This window comes from Shinella yambaruensis (genome assembly GCF_022899355.1).
Lineage (GTDB): Bacteria > Pseudomonadota > Alphaproteobacteria > Rhizobiales > Rhizobiaceae > Shinella > Shinella yambaruensis.
The window spans coordinates 348,346-370,985 of record NZ_JALJCK010000001.1; the positions used below are offsets into that span (position 1 = coordinate 348,346).

At 66.0% G+C, this 22,640-nt stretch carries 19 protein-coding genes; 2 read left to right on the forward strand and 17 right to left on the reverse strand.

What is annotated here, in order from left to right; all coding sequences use genetic code 11:
• Positions 1-651: 651 nt before the first annotated feature.
• The 15 genes from MUU56_RS01710 to MUU56_RS01780 form a co-directional block, all read right to left on the reverse strand.
• Entirely contained in the window at positions 652-2,232 is a 1,581-nt protein-coding gene (locus tag MUU56_RS01710) for a peptidoglycan DD-metalloendopeptidase family protein (protein ID WP_244765612.1), read from the reverse strand.
• Between the two features lie 150 nt (positions 2,233-2,382).
• Entirely contained in the window at positions 2,383-3,009 is a 627-nt protein-coding gene (locus MUU56_RS01715) for a biotin biosynthesis protein BioC (protein WP_244765613.1), read from the reverse strand.
• Positions 3,010-3,267: 258 nt separating this feature from the next.
• Entirely contained in the window at positions 3,268-3,924 is a 657-nt protein-coding gene (locus MUU56_RS01720; RefSeq protein ID WP_244765614.1) for a protein-L-isoaspartate(D-aspartate) O-methyltransferase, read from the reverse strand.
• On the reverse strand, positions 3,921-4,691 hold the full coding sequence (surE, locus tag MUU56_RS01725; protein WP_244765615.1) for a 5'/3'-nucleotidase SurE: 771 nt from the start codon (positions 4,689-4,691) through the stop codon (positions 3,921-3,923). The genes MUU56_RS01720 and surE overlap by 4 nt, the downstream gene beginning before the upstream one ends.
• Positions 4,692-4,710: 19 nt before the next feature.
• A complete protein-coding gene (serS, locus tag MUU56_RS01730; protein WP_244765616.1) occupies positions 4,711-5,994 on the reverse strand; it encodes a serine--tRNA ligase in 1,284 nt (427 codons plus the stop codon).
• 69 nt (positions 5,995-6,063) lie between these two features.
• A complete protein-coding gene (gene tatC / locus MUU56_RS01735) occupies positions 6,064-6,900 on the reverse strand; it encodes a twin-arginine translocase subunit TatC (protein WP_244765617.1) in 837 nt (278 codons plus the stop codon).
• On the reverse strand, positions 6,897-7,523 hold the full coding sequence (gene tatB / locus MUU56_RS01740) for a Sec-independent protein translocase protein TatB (protein WP_244765618.1): 627 nt from the start codon (positions 7,521-7,523) through the stop codon (positions 6,897-6,899). The genes tatC and tatB overlap by 4 nt, the downstream gene beginning before the upstream one ends.
• Before the next feature lie 146 nt (positions 7,524-7,669).
• Positions 7,670-7,867 carry a twin-arginine translocase TatA/TatE family subunit gene (locus MUU56_RS01745; protein ID WP_023511864.1) on the reverse strand — a complete coding sequence of 66 codons (198 nt, stop codon included), beginning with the start codon at positions 7,865-7,867 and terminating at the stop codon, positions 7,670-7,672.
• 42 nt (positions 7,868-7,909) lie between these two features.
• The gene (locus MUU56_RS01750) at positions 7,910-9,013 is read right to left on the reverse strand and encodes an ABC transporter ATP-binding protein (protein ID WP_244765619.1); all 1,104 of its coding nucleotides are present in this window, start codon (positions 9,011-9,013) and stop codon (positions 7,910-7,912) included.
• A gap of 164 nt (positions 9,014-9,177) precedes the next feature.
• Positions 9,178-9,891 (reverse strand): SMC-Scp complex subunit ScpB, encoded by a 714-nt coding sequence (gene scpB, locus MUU56_RS01755; protein ID WP_244765620.1) that lies wholly within the window; start codon positions 9,889-9,891, stop codon positions 9,178-9,180.
• Complete coding sequence (locus MUU56_RS01760) at positions 9,884-10,693, reverse strand: segregation and condensation protein A (RefSeq protein WP_244765621.1); 810 nt, start codon at positions 10,691-10,693, stop codon at positions 9,884-9,886. Before MUU56_RS01760 ends, scpB begins: the two co-directional genes overlap by 8 nt.
• A gap of 113 nt (positions 10,694-10,806) precedes the next feature.
• Positions 10,807-11,826: a beta-N-acetylhexosaminidase gene (gene nagZ, locus MUU56_RS01765; protein ID WP_244765622.1), complete on the reverse strand. Its 1,020-nt coding sequence runs from the start codon at positions 11,824-11,826 to the stop codon at positions 10,807-10,809.
• Between the two features lie 125 nt (positions 11,827-11,951).
• Complete coding sequence (locus MUU56_RS01770; RefSeq protein WP_244765623.1) at positions 11,952-15,431, reverse strand: SPOR domain-containing protein; 3,480 nt, start codon at positions 15,429-15,431, stop codon at positions 11,952-11,954.
• Positions 15,432-15,494: 63 nt separating this feature from the next.
• Positions 15,495-17,255, reverse strand: a complete 1,761-nt coding sequence (gene argS, locus MUU56_RS01775) for an arginine--tRNA ligase (RefSeq protein WP_244765624.1) — start codon at positions 17,253-17,255, stop codon at positions 15,495-15,497.
• A gap of 67 nt (positions 17,256-17,322) precedes the next feature.
• The gene (locus MUU56_RS01780; RefSeq protein ID WP_244765625.1) at positions 17,323-18,543 is read right to left on the reverse strand and encodes a deoxyguanosinetriphosphate triphosphohydrolase; all 1,221 of its coding nucleotides are present in this window, start codon (positions 18,541-18,543) and stop codon (positions 17,323-17,325) included.
• A gap of 218 nt (positions 18,544-18,761) precedes the next feature.
• On the opposite strand from MUU56_RS01780, the gene erpA reads away from it, so the two are divergent.
• Both erpA and xth read left to right on the forward strand, forming a co-directional pair.
• On the forward strand, positions 18,762-19,094 hold the full coding sequence (erpA, locus tag MUU56_RS01785; protein WP_244765626.1) for an iron-sulfur cluster insertion protein ErpA: 333 nt from the start codon (positions 18,762-18,764) through the stop codon (positions 19,092-19,094).
• Positions 19,095-19,129: 35 nt separating this feature from the next.
• Positions 19,130-19,921, forward strand: a complete 792-nt coding sequence (xth, locus tag MUU56_RS01790) for an exodeoxyribonuclease III (RefSeq protein ID WP_244765994.1) — start codon at positions 19,130-19,132, stop codon at positions 19,919-19,921.
• 150 nt (positions 19,922-20,071) lie between these two features.
• Here xth and exoR read toward each other — a convergent pair whose 3' ends face one another.
• Positions 20,072-20,875 (reverse strand): exopolysaccharide production regulator ExoR, encoded by an 804-nt coding sequence (gene exoR / locus MUU56_RS01795; RefSeq protein WP_244765995.1) that lies wholly within the window; start codon positions 20,873-20,875, stop codon positions 20,072-20,074.
• Between the two features lie 365 nt (positions 20,876-21,240).
• The gene (locus tag MUU56_RS01800) at positions 21,241-22,494 is read right to left on the reverse strand and encodes an OmpP1/FadL family transporter (protein ID WP_244765627.1); all 1,254 of its coding nucleotides are present in this window, start codon (positions 22,492-22,494) and stop codon (positions 21,241-21,243) included.
• Between the last annotated feature and the right edge of the window lie 146 nt (positions 22,495-22,640).

The window sequence follows — 22,640 nt, forward strand, 5'->3', positions numbered from 1 at the left end:
ATCCTCGACCCAGAGCCGAGGATCAACCGGCGTGCTCGGAAGGTGGATGGTCGGGTCAAGCCCGACCATGACGGAGGAGAGGTTCGGCGCCTTTGTCAGGAACAGCAAGGCCCGGTCGATCCCAGCCTCAGTAATATCGGGAAACCTCACCCCACCCTCCGACGTCATCCTCGACCCAGAGCCGAGGATCAACCGGCGTGCTCGGAAGGTGGATGGTCGGGTCAAGCCCGACCATGACGGAGGAAAGGTTCGGCGCCTTTGTCAGGAACAGCAAGGCCCGGTCGATCCCCCTCAGTAATATCGGGAAACCTCACCCCACCCTCTGACGTCATCCTCGGCCTTGAGCCGAGGATCAACCGGCGTGCTCGGAAGTTGGATGGTCGGGTCAAGCCCGACCATGACGGAGGAGAGGTTCGGCGCCTTTGTCAGGCGGCAAGGCCCGGTCGATCCCGGCCTCAGTAATATCAGGAAACCTCCCCCCACCCTCCGACGTCATCCTCGGCCTTGAGCCGGGGATCCACCGACCGGCGCACGGAGGCGGATAGTCGGATCGAGCCCACCATGACGGTGGAGAGGTTCGGCAGGTACCCCCCGCAAACAGAAAGACCCGGTTGAACCGGGTCTTTCTGTTTTTCCCAACCGACCAGAATCCTATTCCAGGAAGGTCATCGGGTTGACCGGCGTGGCGTTCTTGCGCACCTCGAAGTGCACCTTCGGGCGGGTGGCGTTGCCGCTCATGCCGGAGGTGGCGACGGTCTGGCCGCGCTGGATCTTCTGGCCGCGCTGGACATTAAGGTCGCCGGCATGGCCGTAGACCGTGACCGTGCCGTCGTCGTGGCGCACGAGGACCGCGTTGCCGAGTTCCTTCAGGCTGGAGCCGGCATAGATGACCACGCCGTTCTCGGCGGCCTTGATGGGCGTGCCCTCGGGAACGGAGATGTCGATGCCGTCGTTGCGGTTGCCCTCGACATTGGCGCCGTAGCCGGCGATCACCGCGCCGCGCACCGGCCAGCGATACTTGCCGATGCCGGTCGATTCGGGCGCTTCCTCCGTGACATCGGACTTTTCCGCGACTTCGGTGACCGACACGGTCTTGACCGGTGCCTTGTAGGCTTCCGGCTTCTTCTCCGCCGTCTCGACGGCCTTTTCCTTCTTGACCGGAACGGACGCGGTCACCGTCCTGTCGGTCGTCGTCTCGGCCGCGGCCACGCTGCCGCCGGCGGGGATGACCAGCTTCTGGCCGATGCGGATCGATGCCGTCTCAAGGCCGTTCGCCTTCTTCAGCGCATCGACGGAGACGCCGTTGCTGCGCGCGATCTTGGCGAGCGAATCGCCCGGCTGCACCTCGTAGCCGCCCTTGGCCTTGCCTTCGCCGGCATCGGCGACGTTCGAATTCGTCTGGCCGCTTTCCGACTTCAGCTTCTCGCGGCTGGAGGTGGTGGGCAGGATTGCGACGTTCTGCTCGCCCTTGCGCTCCGGCGTCGGCAGCTTGTTGTCGACCTTGAGCGTGCTGTCGGTCGAGGCCTTGGCGGCGCTTGCCGTGGTGCTGAAGGTCGGGATAACGATCTTCTGGCCGGGCTCGGCATCCGACGCGCGCTTCAGGTTGTTGGCGGCGAGGATTTCCTTTTCCGGCACGCCGTAGCGATTGGCGAGCGTCTTCACGCTTTCGCCCTGGCGCAGCATGACGACCGGTGCGTTCCGCGTCGACCAGCCGGCCTTGCCCTTGTTGACGGTCGACGTCGTCAGGTTGTCGGCGCCCTCGACGATGGCCTTCGCCTTGCGCTCGGGAAGCTGCTGGCCGAGGGCGACCTCGCGCTCGGCGGACTGGCGGGCACCGAGCGTCGGATCGGCGAGCTCGCCGCGCTGGACGCTCATCGGCGTCGTCGCCAGCCGCGTGCCGGAGCCGCCGGTGGTCGCGGTGTTGATCGGGTCGTAGGAGACCGTGCCCTGATCGGGGAACGGCTGGTTGAGCGCCTCCTCGCGCGACCCCAGCTGGTCGGCCGTCGCGAACTGCTGGCCGTTGCCGACATTGCCGCGCGGAACCGGATTGCCGCCGAGCAGCGTGCGGCGCGGAACCGAACTGGTGGTGATGTTGTCCTGACCGGAGGAGGAGAAGAGGCCGCCAAAACGAGACACGTCCGAGCTGCACCCGGTCGCGACGCTGGCCAGCAGGGCGGCCGCAACGAGGCGGGTCGTGGTCCTGGCAAAACTCGGCGATACACTCTTACGCATATGACTACCCAATCGGTACGCTACTTGATGTAGGCCGATTAAAGCGCGTTAGAGTTACTGCCCGGTTAAAGCAGGGCTATCCGCATCGGTTTTTTGATGAATTGATAACCATGGTTTGCCCCACCATGGCGAAAGGCGTGCGCAAGCGGCTCAAAAGCCGGTCGCATACATGGCGTCGGCGCGCGAGATGCGGCTGGTGACGAGGCGGGCGGCGTTCTCGAAGTCCGCCTGGCTCGGCTGGAAGATCGCCGCGATGGGCGTCGCGCGCCGGGCAGCCCTGTCCCCGGCGGTCGCGTTTTCCAGGGCGGCGTCGGGCGCCGTCATGTCGAGGGCGCTTTCGTTGTAGGCGATGGCGCGCAGCGCCGCGACGGCTGGCTCACGCGTACCGGCATAGCGGGCGCTGCGCTGGTCCTCCGCCGGCATGCTGTCGAAATATTCGATATAGGCGCGGTAATAGGCCTTGCGGTCGCCTTCCTCCAGGAAGCGGCCGAAGGCGGCATGCTCACGCTCCTCGAGCGCGGCCGTATCAAGATTCTCCCGCTCGGCATCCGTGAGCGCCGGCTGGCTGTAGGCCACCTCTTCCCGCGCAACGCTGAGGACCAGCAGCGCATCGACGGAAAGGCCGACATGAGCGGACGGATCGTAGCTGCCGCCGGCCAGATGCGCGGTCGAGCCCGCCTCGACATTCTCTTCGGCAGCCTTGCCCGCAGCCCTCGTCGCAAGATATGCGAGGCTGTCGCTGGTCGAGCTGCTGGCGATCCTGTTCGAGACGTGCATTTTCCTCTCCATCGGAACGCCGCATCCCTTGGGAAACCGGCGCCCTGTGTGGAAACTTCTGCTTCGTCATGGGCCTACGCCTTAAAGCTTGCGCGAAGCTTGCGTCGGTTAACAAAAGGTTAACGCATTGTATTTTCGCCCGAAACGCTCGCCTGGCGTGCAGGCGCTCCAGCTGCGAACATCGATTTTCCGGGAAAACGCCGAAAGACTCGGCGGGCCCAAGCCTGCCGAGCGAGGAGGAAACGCGGTCGGGATGGGTCAGAGGGCCTGCGCCATCTGGGGGACGATCGGCAGGTAGGGCACGTCGAAGAGGTCTTCACGATCGAAGCGGCTGCCGGTCTTGACGAGCTTCAGCATGCGGCACTCGGTTTCGCTGACCATGACGGGCGCGATCAGCATGCCGCCGGACACCAGCTGCTCGGCGAAGAACCGCGGCAGCGCCGGAAAGGCGGCGGTGACGAGGATGCGATCGAAGGTCCCCTCGCCCGGCATGCCGTTGCTGCCGTCGGCCTGGCGCACGATGACGTTGCGGATGCCAGCCTTCTCGATCGACTGCTGCGCATTGGTGACCAGCGTTCGATAGCGGTCGACGGTCAGCACGCGCTCCGTCAGGCGGCCCATGACGGCGGCGGTGAAGCCGGAACCGGTGCCGACCTCAAGGATCCGCTGGCCGGCCTTCAGGTTCAGGAGATGCAGAAGGCGCACCGCAAGGTCGATGCCCTCGATGAAAGAGCCGCAATCGAGCGGCAGGACCCGGCGCGAATAGGCCTCGCCGGCGAATTGCGGCGGCACGAAAAGCGTGCGCGGCGTCTGTTCCACGGCCGTCAGCAGGTCGAGATCGTTGATGCCCTGGCCGCGCAGGCGCAGCGCCAGCGCGGCAAACCCCTCTTTCTCGATCACCCGCCCCGTGTTCAATCCGCATCCTCGCCGTTGAGAACGCGCTGGACGCGATCCAGCACCGTGTAGTCCGTGAGATCGAGCTTCAGCGGCGTCACGGAGATCTTGTGGTTCTTCACCGCATGAATGTCCGTGCCGGCGCGGAAATCGCCCTTCCGCTCGCCGAAGCGCAGCCAGTAATAGGGGAAGCCGCGGCCGTCCATGCGCTCGTCGATCGTCAGGCCGAAATCGAGCTTGCCCTGGCTGGTGACCTCGACGCCGTTGAGCTCCGCGGGCGCGCAGTTCGGGAAATTGATGTTGAAGAAGGTCCAGTCCGGCAGCTCGACATCCATCAGCTGGCGGATCAGCTTCGGCGCGAAGCTTTCGGCGACCTCCCACGGCACGACGCGGCCGCCGGCATGGTTGTAGGCCTGGCTCAGCGCCATGGACTTGATGCCCTGCAGCGTGCCCTCGATCGCGCCGGCGATCGTGCCCGAATAGGTGACGTCGTCGGCCATGTTGGCGCCGACATTGACGCCCGACAGCACGAGGTCCGGCTTCTCGTCGAGCACCTCGCGCACGCCCATGATGACACAGTCCGTCGGCGTGCCGCGCAGCGCGTAGCGCTTGTCGTCGATCTTCCTGAGGCGCAGCGGCTCGGAGAGCGTCAGCGAATGGGCAAGCCCGCTCTGGTCCGTCTCCGGCGCGACGATCCAGACGTCGTCCGTCAGTTCACGGGCGATCCGTTCGAGGATCGCCAGTCCCTCGGCGTGGATGCCGTCGTCGTTCGTCAGAAGAATGCGCATGTCGTCTCCGCCTTCCGCCTCAGGCGGCCTTCTCGATCTTCTTCAGGCCGCCCATATAGGGCAGCAGCACGTCCGGCACGGTAACCGAGCCGTCCTCGTTGAGGTAGTTCTCCATGACGGCGATCAGCGCGCGGCCGACGGCCGTGCCCGAGCCGTTCAGCGTGTGCACGAACTTCGTCGCCTTGTCGTCCCTGCCGCGGTAGCGCGCGTTCATGCGGCGCGCCTGGAAATCGCCGCAGACCGAGCAGGACGAGATCTCGCGGAACGTATCCTGCCCAGGCAGCCAGACTTCGAGGTCGTAGGTCTTGCGGGCGCCGAACCCCATGTCGCCGGTGCACAGCGTCATGAGGCGGTAATGCAGGCCGAGACGCCTCAGGATCTCCTCGGCGCAGGCCGTCATGCGCTCGTGCTCGTCGATCGAGCTTTCCGCATCGGTGATCGAGACGAGCTCGCACTTCATGAACTGGTGCTGGCGCAGCATGCCGCGCGTGTCGCGGCCGGCCGAACCGGCCTCCGAGCGGAAGCACGGCGTCAGCGCGGTGAAGCGCAGCGGCAGCTTCTCCTGGTCGAGGATGTCCTCGCGCACGAGGTTGGTGAGCGAGACCTCCGCGGTCGGGATCAGCCAGCGGCCATCCGTGGTGCGGAACAGGTCCTCGGAGAATTTCGGCAGCTGGCCCGTGCCGAACATGGCGTCGTCGCGCACCAGCAGCGGCGCATGCACTTCCGTATAGCCATGCTCGCCGGTATGCACGTCGATCATGAACTGGCCGAGGGCGCGCTCGAGGCGCGCGAGCTGGCCCTTCAGCACGGTGAAGCGCGAGCCGGCGATCTTCGCCGCGGCCTCGAAATCCATGTAGCCGAGGGCTTCGCCGATCTCGTAGTGCTCCAGAGCCTTGTGGTTCCAGCCGGGCTTGCTGCCCCATTTCAGCTTTTCCACATTGCCGGTCTCGTCCGTGCCGACCGGCACGTCGTCGAGCGGGATGTTCGGGATGCGCGACAGGGCGTCGTTGAGCTCGGCGGTGACCTGGCGCTCCTCCTCTTCCGCCGCGGGAAGCTGGTCCTTGATGGCCGAGACCTCGGCCTTCAGCCTGTCGGCAAGCTCGGCATTCTTCGCCGCCATGGCCGCGCCGATCTCCTTGGAGGCGGCGTTGCGGCGCGACTGCATGTCCTGCGCCTTCTGGATGACGCTGCGGCGCTTCTCGTCGAGATCGATGAGGGCCTGTGCCAGGGGGCTCGCGCCGCGCTTTGCCAGGGCGGCGTCGAGAGCGGCGGCGTTGTCGCGGATCCATTTGATATCAAGCATTGTCGTTCCAGGCGTTCCGTGGATTGAGGCCCACCCGCGCCCGGCAGCACAGTGCGGCAACGCCGAAGGTCAGGCCTTGTCGGCCTCTTCCGGCGTTGCGACGACCTCGCTGTCCGCATCCTGCGCGTTCGAGGCGCTCGCCCGCTGCCGTTCGATGAGTCGGGCCGTATAGATGGAAATCTCGTAGAGAAGGATGGCCGGCAGTGCAAGGCCGATCTGGGAGACCGGATCGGGCGGCGTCAGCACGGCGGCGACCACGAAGGCGATGACGATCGCGTATTTGCGTTTTTCCTTCAGCGTGTCCGACGTGATGAAGCCGGCGCGCACCAGGAGCGACGAGACAACCGGAAGCTGGAAGACGAGGCCGAAGGCGAAGATCAGCGACATGATGAGGCTGAGATATTCGGACACCTTCGGCAGGAGCTGGATCGAGACCTGCCCCTCGCCGCCGCCCTGCTCCATGGCCAGGAAGAACCACATGACCATGGGCGTGAAGAAGAAATAGACCAGCGCGGCGCCGATGAGGAACAGGATCGGCGAGGCGATCAGGAACGGCAGGAAGGCGGCGCGCTCGTTCTTGTAGAGGCCGGGCGCGACGAACTTGTAGACCTGCTGGGCGATGACCGGAAACGCGATGACCAGCGCGCCGAACATGGCGACCTTGATCTGCGTGAAGAAGAACTCCTGCGGCGCCGTATAGATCAGCTCGACATTGCGGTGCGTCAGCCCCGCCCACTCCACCGACCACTTGAACGGCAGGACGAGCAGGTTGAACAGCTGCTTGGCGAAGTAGAAACAGACGAGAAAGGCGACGAAGAACGCGCCGACCGCCCACAGCAGGCGCTGGCGGAGCTCGATCAGGTGCTCGATGAGCGGCTGGGGCTTGTCTTCGATGTCGCCGCTCATGCGTCGCCCTTCTTGGTCTTTGCAGTCCTGGCCCTGGCGGGCGCCGTCTTCTTTTCGGCAGTGGTCTTCGCGGCCGGCCTGGCAGCGGCCTTGCCGACGCCTTCCGCCTTGACGGGCGCCTTGCGCGACTTTGACACCTTCGCGGCGTCGTCGGCCGGCTTCCTCGCCGTCGTTTTCCTGGTCGGCCCCGCCTTCAGCGGAACGGCGGCGACGGGCTCGGCCGAGGCAGGCTTCTGCGCTTCGGAGGGCACGGCGACCGGCGTGCTGCTGGCGGTGACGCCTTCGGCCGGCGTTGTCGCGGGCGCAGCCGAGGAGACGGAACCGGTCGTCTTCTGCAGGTCCGCCTTGATCTCGTCGCCCATCTGGCGCAGCGGATTGACCGCCTCGCGGATGGTGTTCAGCGGATTGAGCTTCTGCGCCTCGCCGATCGTCTTCTTGACGTCCTCAAGGTCCGCTTCGCGCAGCGCCTCGTCGAACTGCTGGCGGAAATCGCTCGCCATGCCGCGCATCTTCGACATCATGCGGCCGAACGTGCGCAGCATCTGCGGCAGGTCCTTCGGACCGACCACGATGATCAGGACGATCGCGATGACGAGTATTTCGGTCCAGCCGACATCAAGCATAGGGTACTGTCCTCATGGACCGCGAACCGCCGTTCGCGGCCGCCATGCCGATCCGCACGATATCAAACCGCACGGATCGACCTGGCAAATCCAGGTTCTGCAGCGTCCTTTGCGCGTCACGAGGGACGCGGGGCGCCGTACGCCGGTCACTTGACCTCGTCGGCCTTGTGATCGACGGTCTTCGCCTTGTCGGCGGCGGCGGCTTCCTCGTCGGACATGCCCTTCTTGAAATTCTTGATGCCCTTGGCGACATCGCCCATCAGTTCCGGAATCTTGCCGCGGCCGAACAGCAGCAGCACCACCACCAGAACGATCAGCCAATGCCAGATGCTGAAAGAACCCATTGTCTTGACTCCCTTTCGAACTTGTACCCCGATGTAAGACGTTCAGCCGTCTTTTTCAAACACTAGAATGTCGCGGTGGTTAGCCGAAAGCGTGACGTCGCGCAATCCGGATGCCAACTGATCTGCCCGAACGCGGGCACGGATCGGCTGGTCCGTGCCGGGTATGGCGAGTTCGAGCAGCTCGACGACCCCGAGAAAGCGCCGCGACAATATGCGCGCGGGCACTTCGCCGTCCTTTTCCATGACGCGCAGCCCCGAAAGGCGCACCGCCACATGGACCTTCTGGCCATCGGAAAAACGCTTGCCATCGACATTGCCGAGCGGCGTTTCGACGACGCCGTCGCGCACACGGCCGGGAAATTCGTTGATCTCCGAAAAAAAGGCGGCGGCGAAGATGTTGCTCGGATGAAGATAAAGCTCTTCCGCGGTGCCGACCTGCACGAGGCGGCCATCCTTCAGCAGGGCGATCCGATCGCCCATGCGCATCGCCTCCTCCGCATCGTGCGTCACCACGATGGCGCTGGCGCGCGACTGGCGCAGGATCGCCAGCGTATCGGCACGGATCGAATCCTTGAGGCGCGAATCAAGCCCGGAGAACGGCTCGTCCATCAGCAGGACCGACGGACGCGGCGCGAGCGCCCGGGCAAGCGCCACGCGCTGCTGCTCGCCGCCCGAAAGCACATGCGGAAACTTTTGGGCATAATGCGACAGGCCGACGCGTTCGAGCGCCACCTGCGCCTCCGCCTCGGCCTCCGCGCGCGGCAGGGCCGTCAGGCCGAAGCGCACGTTGTCGAGCACCGACATATGCGGAAAGAGCGCGAAATCCTGGAACATCAGGCCGACGCCGCGCCGCTCCGGCGGCAGGAAGACGGCGGGGCCGGCAACCTCGCGGTCGTTCAGGAGCACGCGGCCGGCCGTCTGCGCCTCGATGCCGGCGGCAATGCGCAGCAGCGTCGTCTTGCCGGAGCCGGACGGGCCGAGCAGGCACAGGACCTCGCCGGGTTCCGCCGTCAGCGAAATGCCGCGGATCGTCTCCTTGTTGTGGTAGCTGTGGCGGATATCCTCGAAGGACAGGCGCGCCGCGAAGGTTACCGCCGATGCGCGTTTCGTCTCGATACCGTTGGAGCCTGACGGATCCAGAACCATGTGCCGAAGTCTTTCCCTGTCGCCAGCCTGTGCGCTCGCGATACAGTCCTGCAGAGCATTTTCACGCCGCCTCGAAGCGCAAGGATGCCCCAGCCGTTGTGTGGGCGCAGTTCCGCGCGCAAAACCGCGGCGCACTTTTGCTGGAACTGCTCTATAAGCTTCGTCTATTCGTCTTCTTTTCCGCCCGGTGTCAAGAGACCGAGTTCCTCCAGGTCCAGCTGGGTGATCGGGTCCTCGTCCTCCGCCAGCTCGTCCTCGCGCAGCGGCATCGGCACCTGGAAGTTGGAGGGGATGCGGCCGGACAGGAGGCCGGCGCCTTTCAGCTCCTCGAGGCCCGGCAGGTCGCGCAGATCCTCCAGGCCGAAATGATCGAGGAAATCGCGCGTCGTGCCGAAGGTCACCGGGCGGCCCGGCGAGCGGCGGCGGCCGCGGAAACGCACCCAGCCCGCCTCCATCAGCACGTCGAGCGTGCCCTTGGAGGTCTGCACGCCGCGGATATCCTCGATCTCGGCGCGCGTGACGGGTTGGTGATAGGCGATGATCGACAGGACCTCCAGCGCGGCGCGCGACAACTTGCGCACCTCCGTCTCGTCGGTCCGGATGACGAAGGAGAGATCCGGCGCGGTGCGGAAGGCCCAGCTGTCGCCGAGCTGCACGAGATTGACCCCGCGCCCGGCATAGAGCGCCTTCAGCTCGCGCATGACATGCAGCACGTCGACGCCGCGCGGCAGGCGCTCGGCGATGTAGGCCTGCGAGACCGGACCGGCGGACGCGAAGACCAGCGCCTCGGCGATGCGCGCGGCCTCGTGCAGCCGGCGCGGATCGACGATCGTGCCGCCGTCCGCCTCGCGCGGTGCGTCGTCCTCCGGCTCAGCCACGCCCGTCGCTCCCGTCCTCGTCGCCCTCGGGCTTCGGCCCGCGGCGCAGGTAGATCGGCTGGAAGGCGCCGTCCTGGCGCAGCTCCAGCCGCCCTTCCCGCACAAGTTCCAGCGTCGCCGCGAAGGCGCTGGCGATCGCCGTGGTGCGTTCCGCCGGGTCGCTCAGGTATCGCAGGATGAAACTGTCGAGCGCCGCCCAGTCGTCCTCGAAGCCGCCGATAAGCAGCGACAGGATCTCGCGCGCATCGGAGAGCGACCAGACATTGCGCTTCTCGATGGTGACGTGGGTGATCGCATGGCGCTGGCGCAGCGAAGAATAGGCGCTGAGCAGGTCGTAGAGCGAGGCCTCGAAGGACGAACGCCGCTCGGTCGGGATGTGCTCCGGCATACCGCGGGCAAAGACGTCGCGGCCGAGGCGATTGCGGTTGACAAGCCGCGTCGCCGCATCCCGCATCGCCTCCAGCCGCTTCAGGCGGAAGGCGAGGCTGGCCGCCATCTCCTCGCCGGAAGGGCCGTCGTCCTTCGCCTGCCTGGGAATGAGCAGGCGCGACTTGAGATAGGCGAGCCAGGCCGCCATGACGAGATAGTCGGCGGCAAGCTCGATGCGGATCTTGCGCGCCCGCTCGATGAAGACGAGATATTGTTCGGCGAGCGCCAGCACGGAGATGCGGGTGAGGTCCACCTTCTGCGTGCGAGCGAGATGCAGGAGAAGGTCGAGCGGGCCCTCGAAGCCGGCAAGATCGACGACGAGGCTCTCCTCGGAAAGGCCCCGTGCCTCGGCGTCCTGCCACAGGTCGGCCATCGGCGCCTCTGCGCCGCGTCCCTTCTTCGGTGGCTTCGACCCCGTTCCCTGCACGTCGCCCCTTTCCTTGCCCCGTGTGCCTGCGCACCATGGGACACCATTTGCGGCGGCTGTCAGGCCACCGCGATCATGGCGTTGAATTCCTCGCGCAGCGCCGCCTCGTCCGCCCCGTCCGGCGTCGGGAAGCCCGCACGAACCGCATTCGCCCGCCGCAGGCTGTCGCCGGTGAGCGGCGGAACGTTCTCGGCCACCGCGATCATTTCCTCTATGATGCCATGGCAATGCAACACCATGTCGAGGCCGGCGGCAATGATTCCCCGGCTTCTTGCGGCAATATCGCCCTTCAGCGCGTTCATCGACACGTCGTCCGACATCAGCAGCCCGTCGAAGCCGATATGGCCGCGGATGATCTCGCTCACCACCGTCGCCGAGGTCGTCGCTGGGTTGTCGGCATCGATGGCGGTGAAGACGATGTGGGCGGACATCGCCATCAGCTCGTCCTTCATGCGCCGGAAGGGCACGAAATCGCAGGCCTCAAGCTCGGCGCGGCTTGCGTGCACCACCGGCAGGTCATGGTGCGAATCGACCATGGTGCGGCCGTGGCCCGGCATGTGCTTCATGATCGGCAGCAGGCCGCCGGCCTTGAGGCCCTCGGCCGCGGCCTTGCCCATCACCGAGACGATCTCCGGTTCCTGCCCGTAGGCACGGTTGCCGATGACGTCGTGCACGCCCGGCACGGCAACGTCGAGCACCGGCAGGCAATCGACATTGATGCCGAGGCGCAGGAGATCGAAGGCGTGCAGGCGCGACATCAGCCAGGCAGCGCGCAGCCCCTTCTCCGCGTCGGCGCGGTAGATGGCGCCGAGCGCGGCGGCATTCGGATATTGCTGCACATGCGGCGGCCTGATGCGCTGGACGCGGCCGCCCTCCTGGTCGATCAGGACCGGAACGTCCGCCCCGCCGCCGACGCAGTCACGCATCTCGGCGGTGAGGTCCGCCACCTGCGCCGGCTCGCCGATGTTGCGGCCGAACAGGATGAAGCCCCAGGGCCGCTCGCTGCGGAAGAAGGCTTTTTCGTCGGCGCTCAGGCTCAGGCCCTTGCAGCCCGAAAGGAAGGATTTCGATTCGCTCATGTCCGCAATCTTAAAGGTTCGGTAGGGAAAACGAAGCGCGCGCCCTGCCCGCCACTCGGCGACGGCCCGCGGGAATCGAAGAGGCGCGGACCATGCCCGCGCCTCCCCAGGAATTCGGCGTCACCTCAGCGGGTGACGAGGCAGCTTCCGCCGGCGCTCTTGTAGCGGTTGCACAGCGCATTGGCCTCTTCGCGCGAACCGGCCGGGATGCGGACGCGGAAGTAGGTGCCCTTGTTCGGAATCTCCGCCTTCCTGATGTCCACGCCGCGCCCGCCGATGACGCTGGAGAACTTGGAGGAGAGCGAATTGTAGCTCTTCTGGGCCTCCGCCTCCGAGGGCAGCGAGGCGATCTGGATGACGTAGCTGCCCGGCGCGACGGCTGCGACCTGCGTTTGTTCCGCCGTCTGCGTCTGCGTCGGCGTGGCCTCGGCAGTCCGCGTGCCCGAGACGTTGCCGTTCTCGGTCACGGTGCCGACCACGGTAACCGGCTGGTCGATCGGGCGGGTGCCCGGGATCGGCGCATTGCCGTCCGTCGAACCGGTCGTGGCGCCGATCGTCGTCGTCTTCACGGTGCGCACCGGCGCGGTGTCGTCGACTTCGGCATCGGCGACCTCCGCAAGCGCGGAGCGCGGCTGGCCTTCGCCGGCCGCCTGCTCGGCGCGCAGCGAAGCATCGGCGTCGACCGTCGCGGCGGCTTCGCCCGAGGCGCTGCCGGTGGTCGCGGTCGCCTTGGCATCGAGCCCGGCAATGTCCGTCGCAGGTTCGCCGACCGCCTCCTCGCGGGCGACGAGCGTGCCGTCCGGCTTGACGATCATCGTCTTGACCTTGCGCGGCGAGACGAGCGGCTTGCTGCCGCCTTCGGCCGTTGCGGTTTCCGGCTCGTCGACGCCCGGCAGCACGCGGTTTTCGTTTTCCGCCGCGATGACCGCCTCGACGCCGTCTTCCGGACCATCGAACGGCAGGGTCTCCGGCGTCAGCGTGCGCTGGACGACGTCGACCGGCTCTTCCGTCGAGGTGACGAGCTGTTCCTGCTGCGGCGTTGCGGCCGTGTCGCCGGCAACGCGGTCATAGACCGCCTTGTCCTGGTTCGGCACGGTCTTGCCGCCCTTTTCCTCCGGCACGATCTTGACCGGCTCCTTGTCGGCCAGGATCACCCGCGGCTCGCCGGAGCCGGCCGCACCGCCGGAGAAGGCGCTCCAGGCGTAGACGCCACCGCCGCCGACCATCAGCAGGGCCGCGATGGAGGCGGCGATCAGCAGGCCGCGGCGCGGGCGAGACTGCTCCTCGTCGTAGCCGTCGCCGGCATAGAGCGTGTTGGCCTGGCCCGGATCGACGGGGATCGCCATGCGCTCCGGCTGGTTCAGCGAGCGGCGGAAATCCTCCTCGAGGGCACGTTCGAAATCGTCGACATCGTTGATCTGCGCCATCGGCTGGCTGATGGCCGCGGCAACCGCACCGCCGGCAACGCCGGCCGACAGGTCTTCGCCGCGCGCCTTGGCGGCGGGCTCGTTGAAGAGCTGCGCCATTTCCGCGTCGATGTCGAAATCGTAGTCGGGCTGGTAGGCCGGCGGCTTTTCCTTCTCGATGACGGGAAGCTGCGGGACGTCCAGCTCGGTGACCGGCGAGACACCTTCGTCGGTATCGGCGATCATCGTCGGGTCGAAGGGCAGCGCGCCATCGGCCGTCTCGGCCACCACCGGCTGCGGCGCGGTATAGGTGGAAACGGGAACGGCGACGGCCGGCTCGCGGCGCACGGGCGTCTGCACCTCGACGGGCGTGGCGGCCTCCATCCGGGTTTCCGGCGCCTTGTCCTCCTGCCGCACCGGCTCCTCGTCGAGCGAGAAATCGGAAAGGTCGAGGTCGATGTCGGAAAGGTCGAATTCCAGGTTCTCCAAATCGAGCTCAGCGCCCGAGGCAGCCGGGGTCGCCATGGCGGCGGGCTCCTGGCGGGTCTCGGCGACCGGCGTGCGATAGGTGTCCGCCACCGGCTCCTGCGCGGGCTCGAAGACCGGTTCATGCGCGGTTTCGGCAACCGGCGTCCGGGCCGTCTCGACGGCCGGCTGGCGGTGCGCGACGGGCGTCGCACGGCCGAAGATCGCGGAAACGTTGGCCATGCCGCTGCGCGGCGTCGCGCCGACGGCGGCAAGCGTGGCGGCCGTCAGGGGAGAGCGACTTTCCGGCACGGGATAGCGCTCGACCTCCGCCAGCAGGGCGTCCTGGTCGTAGGTGCAGCCGGGCTCGACCGATTCCACCCGGTAGTCGGGCTGCGCGTCGTGCACGGGCTCGGCATCCTGCCATTGCGTCTCGGCCTCGGCCACGGCGCGGGCACGGTCTTCCCGCGTCTCGAACGGCATTTCGGCGACGAACTGCGGCTCGTCGCGGGCATAGGCCGGCTCGGCATGGAAGGGTTCGGCGGCCGCATCGGACATCCAGGCCTGGAGAACCGGCTCGCCGCCGGCCTGCGTGGTCGCGGCCGCTTCGGCATTGTGTCCCTCGGAGAGCAGGTCGTCGGCGAAACCATCGCCGATCGAAAGCTCCAGCTCGCGCTCCAGGTCGAGGCCGATCTCGTCGATCGGGTTCTCCTCGGGAGCGAGCGGCTGCAGGCCGAGCACGACGGGCTGGCGCTCGTCGGCGCTGGCGGCAACGGGGGTCTCGGCAACGGGTTCGCTGCGCACGGGCGGCTCGAAGCGCGGCTCCAGCCGGTCGACGAACTGGTGGCCGGCATGCGCCGCCGGCTCGATCGCGACGGACGGCACGTCGTGCACGGCCGCCTCGAGCTCGTCGGCAAGCAGCAGGGCCGGATCGAAATCCAGCTCAGGCTCGACGTCGGCCGGCGTCGCCGCGGCGACGATCTCTTCCGCGAAGGGCGGCTCGACCGCATGTTCCTCGAAGGCGGGCTCGCGGCCGGCATCGCTCGCGACGGCATCCGGCTGCTGCGCCTCCGCCGGGCGCTCTTCCTCGATGGACGGCTCGACGCCGAAGAACTGCTCCTCGAAGGCGGGCTCACGGTGGGCGGCATCGACCGGCGCAGCGTCGAGGAGGACGTCATGCTCGGCCGCTTCGGCGAAGGCTTCCTCCACGAAAGGCGGCTCGACGGCGTGCTCCTCGAAGGCAGGCTCGTGGCCGGCATCGCTCGCAACGGCATCCGGCTGCTGCGCCTCCGCCGGGCGCTCTTCCTCGACAGACGGCTCGACGCCGAAGAACTGCTCCTCGAAGGAAGGCTCGCGATGGCCGGCATCGACCGGCGCGGCATCGCGCGTCGGCACCGTGTCGAGGATGGCGTCGCGCGCCTCGGCGGCAGGCTCCGGCATATCGAACACAGGCTCGACATGGCGCGGCGCCGCCCGCTCGGCAACGACCGGCTCGACGCTCTCGCGGCGCGGCGTGTCATATTGCTCGAAGGCCCGCATCAACTCGTCCTCAAGGGCGAGAACAGGATTGTCCAATCGCGGCACAACCCGGGCGGGCTCGGAGAAGGACCTGCCGGCGCCCGGAAGCGGACGCGGCTCGTAGTCGACGAGACGGGCAAGCTCGGCCAACGGGTCGTCGTCCGCCAGGAGATCCGTGTCAGCGGTTCCGCTTCGCGCGAAGTTCTTGTCTGCCATACTGCTTCCCACTCACAAGCTACAAAAACGCGTTTGCCAGCTTATTGTGGGCAAATGGTGACGTTACCGCATTTCGTTCGGCGCAGCCGTGCCTGTAATGGACAGGCCCGACTTAAGAACAGAGGCGACAGCGTGCACCAGCCCAAGTCTGGCGATACTCAATTCTCTATTTTTATCGTTAACAAACCGTAATTCCGGCTGCTCTTTGCCTTTGTTCCAGTGAGCATGGAATGCGCTGGCAAGATCATAGAGGTAAAACGCGATGCGATGCGGCTCGTGCGCCAGTGCAGCCCCCTCGATCACACGCGGATATTCTGCCAGCTTCGCCAGAAGCTGCAACTCGCTCGGATCGGCGATGTTGCCGTCGATCGCGGCAGCCAGATCGAGCGCGGCGACATCGAGGTCCGGAAAGGCCTCGGCCGCCTGGCGGAACACCGACATGCAGCGCGCATGGGCATACTGCACGTAGAAGACCGGATTGTCCTTGGACTGCTCCGTCACCTTGGCGAAGTCGAAGTCGAGCGGCTCGCTGTTCTTGCGGTAGAGCATCATGAAGCGCACCGGATCACGGCCGACCTCGTCGACCACGTCGCGGAGCGTGACGAAGTCGCCGGAGCGCTTCGACATCTTCACGGGCTCGCCGTTGCGGAACAGCTTGACCAGCTGGCAGAGCAGCACCGTCAGCTTCGACTTCCCCTCGGAAACGGCCCGTGCGACCGCCTCCAGGCGCTTGACGTAGCCGCCGTGGTCGGCGCCGAGCACATAGATCATCTCGTCGAAGCCGCGGTCGAACTTGTCCTTGAAGTAGGCAACGTCGGCGGCGAAATAGGTATAGGAGCCGTCCGACTTGATCAGCGGGCGGTCGATGTCGTCGCCGACCTCCGTCGAGCGGAAGAGCGTCTGCTCGCGGTCTTCCCAGTCTTCCGGCAGCTGGCCCTTCGGCGGCGGCAGCACGCCCTTGTAGACATGGCCCTTGAAGGTCAGATCGTTGATCGCGGTGCGGATCGGCGCGCCGTTGCCGGCATGCAGCGAGCGCTCGGAGAAGAAGACGTCGTGCGTGACGTTGAGGGCGGCCAGATCCTCGCGGATCATCGCCATCATCGCGTCGATCGTCTTTTCCTTGACGATCGGCATCCACTGGTGTTCCGGCATGGCGCGCAGCGTCGTGCCGAATTCCTCGGCCAGCGCCTCGCCGACCGGCACCAGATAGTCCCCCGGATAGAGACCCGACGGGATGTCACCGATCGTCTCGCCGAGCGCCTCGCGGTAGCGCAGGAAGGCCGAGCGGGCGAGCACGTCGATCTGCGAGCCCGCGTCGTTGATGTAGTATTCCTTGGTCACGGCAAAGCCGGCAAAGGCGAGCAGGTTGGCCAGCGCATCGCCGACGACGGCGCCGCGGCAATGGCCGACATGCATCGGGCCGGTCGGGTTGGCCGAGACATATTCCACATTGACCTTGCGCCCGGTGCCGAGGGCACCCCGGCCGTAGCCGGTCCCGGCCCGGACGATCGCGGCGAGCAGCTTCTGCCAGTAGGCGACGGAGAGGCGGACATTGATGAAACCGGGGCCGGCGACGCCGACATCCGCCACTTCCGGATCCTTCTTCAGCTCGGCGACGATGAGATCGGCAAGCGCCCGCGGATTGAGGCCGAGAGGCTTCGCCAGCACCATCGCGGCATTGGTCGCGACGTCGCCATGGCTCGCATCGCGCGGCGGCTCGACGCTGATACGGCCGAAGTCGAGGTCGGCACGCTTTTCACGGACGATCTCAAGTCCTTCGAGTACGTTTTTGATTCTGCTGTCGAAGTCTGTAAAAAGGTTCATCTCATCCATCCACGCGCAGCAACCCGTTCCGGGCCATTCCTGCGAAGAAGTTCAGGTGGGCGGCTGACTATCGCAATTCGGGGGTATGGTCAAACAGCCGGCGGTGCGTGTTGATCGCGTAATTGTCGGTCATGCCGGCAAGATAATCGCCGACATGGCGGGCGCGGGCCGATTCCGGCATGGTCGCGATGCGGTCCACCCAATAGTGCCCCTGCATGAGCTGCGGGTCGTCCATATAGGCGTGATAGAGGTCCGTGAGGATCGAGGCGGCGTTCGCCCGCACCCGCATCACCTCCGGATGCCGGTAGATGCGCGAGAACAGCAGCCTCTTGATCTCCTTGTCGGTGACCGCCATCTCCGCGGAGAAGGTCGCAAGGCAGCGGCGCGCCCTGCGCACGTCCTCGGCGCTTTCCGGCCGCTCGTCGCCGATCGCCTGCTGGGCATAGCCGATCACGTCCTCCACCATGGCGGTGATCTGGCGGCGCATGATCTCGTGGGTGAAGCGCGACGCTTCGAGGCCCGGATAGCGCTGGCGCACGTCGTGCATCAGCCTGGCGAGGAACGGGACCTCCTCCAGCATCTCGAAGGTGAGATAGCCCGAGCGCAGGCCGTCGTCGATATCGTGGGTGTTGTAGGCGATGTCGTCGGCGATCGCCGCCACCTGCGCCTCCATGCTCGCGAAACTGCCGAGTTCCAGGTCGTGCATGGCGCAGTAGTCGAGGATCGGCCGCGGCACCTCCTCGCCATGGGTGCACTCGCCGGTCGGCCCGATCAGCGGCCCATTGTGCTTGACGAGCCCTTCGAGGCTTTCCCAGGTGAGGTTCAGCCCGTCGAACTCGGCATAGCGCCGCTCCAGTTTGGTGACGATGCGCAGAGACTGGGCGTTGTGGTCGAAGCCGCCGAAGGGTTTCAGCACCTCGTGCAGCGCGTCCTCGCCGGTATGGCCGAAGGGCGTGTGGCCGAAATCGTGCACCAGCGCCACGCCCTCGGCGAGATCCTCGTCGAGCTTCAGGGCGCGGGCGAGCGCGCGGGCGATCTGCGCCACCTCGATCGTGTGGGTCAGCCGCGTGCGATAGTGGTCGCCGTCGGCGGCGATGAAGACCTGCGTCTTGTGCTTGAGGCGCCGGAAGGCGGTGGTATGCACGATGCGGTCGCGGTCGCGCTGGAAGTCCGAACGCGTCGGGCTTTCCGCTTCCGGATGGAGCCGTCCACGGGTCGCCCAGGGGTCGGAGGCATAGATGGCGCGTTGCCCCGCGCCAAAACCCAGCGCATGTCTGTCGAACGTCATTCTTCACCTGCATTCACGCCGGCCATTGACGCGGCCGCAATGCCTTCATACCTATAGTGTGCACAGCGGCAAGTCCGGCTGCAAGCGGAGCTTGAAATACAAGCCTTTTCAAGGGTTTGTTTGAGACGGTTCGCAGCAGGTCACGCCAGGAGCGGCAGAAGCGCCGTTCCGGAAGGATAGCGATTCTCTCCGGACCTTGACCCCGGCAGGAGGCAGACATGACCGACAAGTCCGTTACCATTTCCGACGCCGCCGCACGGCGCATCGCGTCGATCCTGACGGCCTCGCCCGAGAAGCAGGCGTTGCGCGTCTCCGTCGAGGGCGGCGGCTGTTCCGGCTTCTCCTATAAGTTCGACCTCGTCGAGGACCAGCAGGACGACGACCTGGTGCTCGAGCGGGACAATGCGAAGGTCTTGATCGACCAGCTCTCGCTCATCTACATGGACGGGTCCGAGATCGATTTCGTCGACAACCTTCTCGGCCAGTCCTTCCAGATCAAGAACCCGAACGCCGTCGCCAGCTGCGGTTGCGGCACCAGCTTCTCGATCTGACCTTTCAAAAAACCAAGACGGGAACCTGCATGCCGATCAAGATCGCCACCTGGAACATCAACGGCGTGCGGGCGCGCATCGACAATCTCGTCGCCTGGCTGAAAGACTCCAATCCCGACATCGTCGCGCTCCAGGAAATCAAGACGATCGACGAAGGGTTTCCGCGCGGCGAGATCGAGGCGCTCGGCTATCATGTCGAGACGCACGGCCAGAAGGGCTTCAACGGCGTCGCCCTGCTCTCGAAGATCCGGCCGGACGAGGTGAACCGCGGCCTGCCCGGCGGCGAGGAGGACGTGCAGTCCCGCTTCATCGAGGGCGTGTTCTCCGTCGAGGACGGCGCGATCCGCGTCTGCTCGATCTACCTGCCCAACGGCAATCCGGCGGACGACCCGATAAAGTATCCCTACAAGCTTTCCTGGATGGACCGGCTGATCGCCTTTGCCGAGGACCGGCTGGCGCTCGAGGAGCCGCTGATCCTTGCCGGCGACTACAATGTCATTCCCGAGCCGCACGACTGCTGGGACGTGAAGGTCTGGGAACGGGACGCGCTCTACCTGCCGCCGACCCGCCAGGCCTTCCGGCGCCTGGAGAACCTCGGCCTCACGGACGCCGTGCGCGCCTCGAGCGATGCCGTGCCGCATTATACGTTCTGGGACTATCAGGGCGGCTGCTGGCCGAAGAATTTCGGCATCCGCATCGACCATCTCATGCTGTCGGCCGAAGCCTCGGACCGCCTCGTCTCGACGGCGGTCGAAAAGCATGTGCGCAACTGGGAAAAACCGTCCGACCACGTGCCGGTCGTGGCGGTGCTGGATTACGCGGCGTAGAGTACAGAGCCGCCCCTCATCCCGCTGCCGCGACCTTCTCCCCGCAAGCGGGGAGAAGGAAGATGGGGCGCGGCCTTGCCACAAATCCCTTCTCCCCGCTTGCGGGGAGAAGGTGGCCGGCAGGCCGGATGAGGGGGGGCTATCTTGCCGCTATTCTTCCGGGCTGAACCGGATGCTCTGCGCGAGCGCCACGCCCTTGCGGCGGTCGTCCTCGCTGGCGACGGAAAAGGCTTCTTCCTGCGTGGCCTGCAGCCAGCCGCAGTCCTTCGGCGGGCAATGATCGAGCGCGGCGGTCATGAAGGCAAGGCCGCGAGCCGTCTGGCCTTCCTGGAAAAGGATGTTGCCGAAGAGGCCCATCGCGCCGGCATGGCCGTTGTTGCGCGCGCGGTTCAGCCATTTCTTGGCCTGGTGCACGCTGACATTGCCGCCCTCGCCCGAGAGCATCATGCGGCCGAGCTGGAACTGGGCCTCGGGAATGCCGAAGGCGGAGGCGGCCTGGAAATAGAGCTGGCGGGCCTGCGCCATGTCGACCTTGACGGGGCTGTCCGGAATGCCGCGGCGATAGTAGCTGGCGAGCGCGATCAGCGCATTGGCGAAGTAGCCCGTATCCTCCGAGCCCGGCTCGACGCCGGCCTGGGCGATCTCGCTGTACATCTTGAAGGCTTCGAGATCGTTTTCCGGCACGCCGTCGCCATCGGCATACATGTTGGCGAGCGCCCAGCGCGAGCCCGTATGCCCCTTTTCGGCGGCGTAGCGGTAGGCCTCGACGGCGTCGCTCTTGCGCCCCTCCTTGTAGGAGAAGAAGCCGAACTTGAAGAGATCGAAGGGGCCGCTTTCCTTGCTGACGCCGGATTGGGGATCGAATGCGAGAGCCTGGGACGCCGCCCCGAAGGAGAGCGAGAGACAAAGGCCCAATACCACTACTTTCATCGGCATCAACTCGGACTTCGGCATCACTTCTACAATTCCGCGCCGGACCTTCTTCCTAGCGCCGAACCGGGAACGCACAGGTCTCGTGCGGGTTTCCGGCAACTCCGGCGGCAATGACATCGGCTGGCTCATCGTTTCCCTGGGCGCGGCTTCCACGCGTCTACATGTCGTTATCGCTGCGCCCCGTTTGTGGCGGGAAATGGACATTTCGTCGCTCTCCCGGTTGTGTAGCAAACTCTGGAAAAAAATGTGTTGCGATTCCGTCACATATTTTGAGGCGTCGTTGTGGTTTCCCCATCAAGCCTGCGACGAGGTAACGAAACATTAACCAAGAAAAAGGGCCCGGTGATGACACCGGGCCCGATTCTGATCGCCAATGGTCCGCCGGATCAGAACTTGATCTTCAGCGACGTGGAGATCGCCGTCACGAGATCGCTGTCGAAATCGTAGGAGACGCGGCGGCCGAAGGTGCGGCCGTCCTTGACGACCTGGCCGGACGAGCCGCTCGTCAGGATGCCCAGCGCGCCGCTCAGGCGGAACTCGACATTCTCGTTCGCCGCATAGGAAATGCCCGTGCCGACGGTCCAGGTATCGGCATGCGTGCCGATGCCGGTGCTCGTGCCGCGGTCCCAGGTCAGGCTCACCGCGCCGCTGATCTTGTCGTTGAACTTGTGGCCGATGCCGCCCGAAACGGTCCAGCCGTCGCGGTAGAGCAGGTCGAGCGAGGTGACCTCCGTCGGGCCGCTCGTGCGGCAGTCGATGCCGCGCGTGGCGACAGGGCAGAAGGGCAGGCTCTGCAGCTGGCTCCAGTCGGTCCACTTGACCGAGCCGAAGGCCAGCCAGTCCGGCGCGATGCCCGTCTGGAACTTGAACTCCAGCGAATCGGGCATGTCGGCGGAGCCGAAGACCGGCGTGCTGACACCCGCAAAACCCGGCAGGACGGCGCCGGGCACCTGCCGGAGGTCCATGGTGCCGGTGATGTCGTCGAGCTTCACCGCGCTGTTGTAGATGAGGCTGGTGCGCAGCGCATATTCCTCGATCTCGTAGGCGATGCCGGCGCGCCAGCCCCAGCCCTCGCCTTCCAGCTTCAGGCGGCCCATGCCGTTCAGCGGCGAGCCCTCGGGCATGGCGAAGACGAGGCGATCCTTGAAGCCGGAAACCTCCTGGTAGAAACCGCCGCCGATCACCCGGAACTGGCCCGGACCCATGTCGAAGGAATAGGAGCAGGTCGCCGCGTAGTTATGGCTCTCGATCTTGGTCTCGACATTGTCGTTGGCACCCGCCCAGTTGCGGCCGGGATTGATATGGGCGCCCCAGGGCTGGGAATAGTCGGCCATGCAGTCGATCGCATCGGTGATCGACGCCTTGAAGCCGATGCGCGGCACCCAGTAGCTCTCCGTGTCGCGAATGCCGTTGCTCGGCAGGCCGTTCAGGTCGCCGTCGAGGGGAATGTTGTCGCGGACATTGTTCATGTCGCGCTGCGGGTTGACGAAGGTCACCGCCGACTCGAAAACATAGTCCGAGGGATCGAACAGCAGGTCGATATTGTACCCGCCGCGCTCCAGGCCGCCCGCCTGCGCGGATGTGGCGGCCAGCAGGGCCATCGCCGTCATCCCCAAAAGGCCGATGTTCTTCCGTTTCATGCAATCCTCCCCTGCAAAAGTCCTGCGCAAACAGCAGCTGCCTCTGCTTCGCGCCTCTCCATCCCGACTATCGAAGAGGAGCGCGGGATTGGCAAACCCCAGTTTTTGCCCATGATTTCCGATGGACGTTCAAAAAATTACGTAAG

Coding starts and splice junctions, on each gene's coding strand:
- MUU56_RS01710 (WP_244765612.1), bottom strand. CDS start 2,232: ATGCGTAAGAGTGTATCGCCGAGTTTTGCCAGGACCACGACCCGCCTC.
- MUU56_RS01715 (WP_244765613.1), bottom strand. CDS start 3,009: ATGCACGTCTCGAACAGGATCGCCAGCAGCTCGACCAGCGACAGCCTC.
- surE (WP_244765615.1), bottom strand. CDS start 4,691: ATGCGCATTCTTCTGACGAACGACGACGGCATCCACGCCGAGGGACTG.
- serS (WP_244765616.1), bottom strand. CDS start 5,994: ATGCTTGATATCAAATGGATCCGCGACAACGCCGCCGCTCTCGACGCC.
- tatC (WP_244765617.1), bottom strand. CDS start 6,900: ATGAGCGGCGACATCGAAGACAAGCCCCAGCCGCTCATCGAGCACCTG.
- tatB (WP_244765618.1), bottom strand. CDS start 7,523: ATGCTTGATGTCGGCTGGACCGAAATACTCGTCATCGCGATCGTCCTG.
- MUU56_RS01745 (WP_023511864.1), bottom strand. CDS start 7,867: ATGGGTTCTTTCAGCATCTGGCATTGGCTGATCGTTCTGGTGGTGGTG.
- MUU56_RS01750 (WP_244765619.1), bottom strand. CDS start 9,013: ATGGTTCTGGATCCGTCAGGCTCCAACGGTATCGAGACGAAACGCGCA.
- MUU56_RS01760 (WP_244765621.1), bottom strand. CDS start 10,693: ATGGCCGACCTGTGGCAGGACGCCGAGGCACGGGGCCTTTCCGAGGAG.
- nagZ (WP_244765622.1), bottom strand. CDS start 11,826: ATGAGCGAATCGAAATCCTTCCTTTCGGGCTGCAAGGGCCTGAGCCTG.
- MUU56_RS01770 (WP_244765623.1), bottom strand. CDS start 15,431: ATGGCAGACAAGAACTTCGCGCGAAGCGGAACCGCTGACACGGATCTC.
- argS (WP_244765624.1), bottom strand. CDS start 17,255: ATGAACCTTTTTACAGACTTCGACAGCAGAATCAAAAACGTACTCGAA.
- MUU56_RS01780 (WP_244765625.1), bottom strand. CDS start 18,543: ATGACGTTCGACAGACATGCGCTGGGTTTTGGCGCGGGGCAACGCGCC.
- erpA (WP_244765626.1), top strand. CDS start 18,762: ATGACCGACAAGTCCGTTACCATTTCCGACGCCGCCGCACGGCGCATC.
- exoR (WP_244765995.1), bottom strand. CDS start 20,875: ATGCCGAAGTCCGAGTTGATGCCGATGAAAGTAGTGGTATTGGGCCTT.
- MUU56_RS01800 (WP_244765627.1), bottom strand. CDS start 22,494: ATGAAACGGAAGAACATCGGCCTTTTGGGGATGACGGCGATGGCCCTG.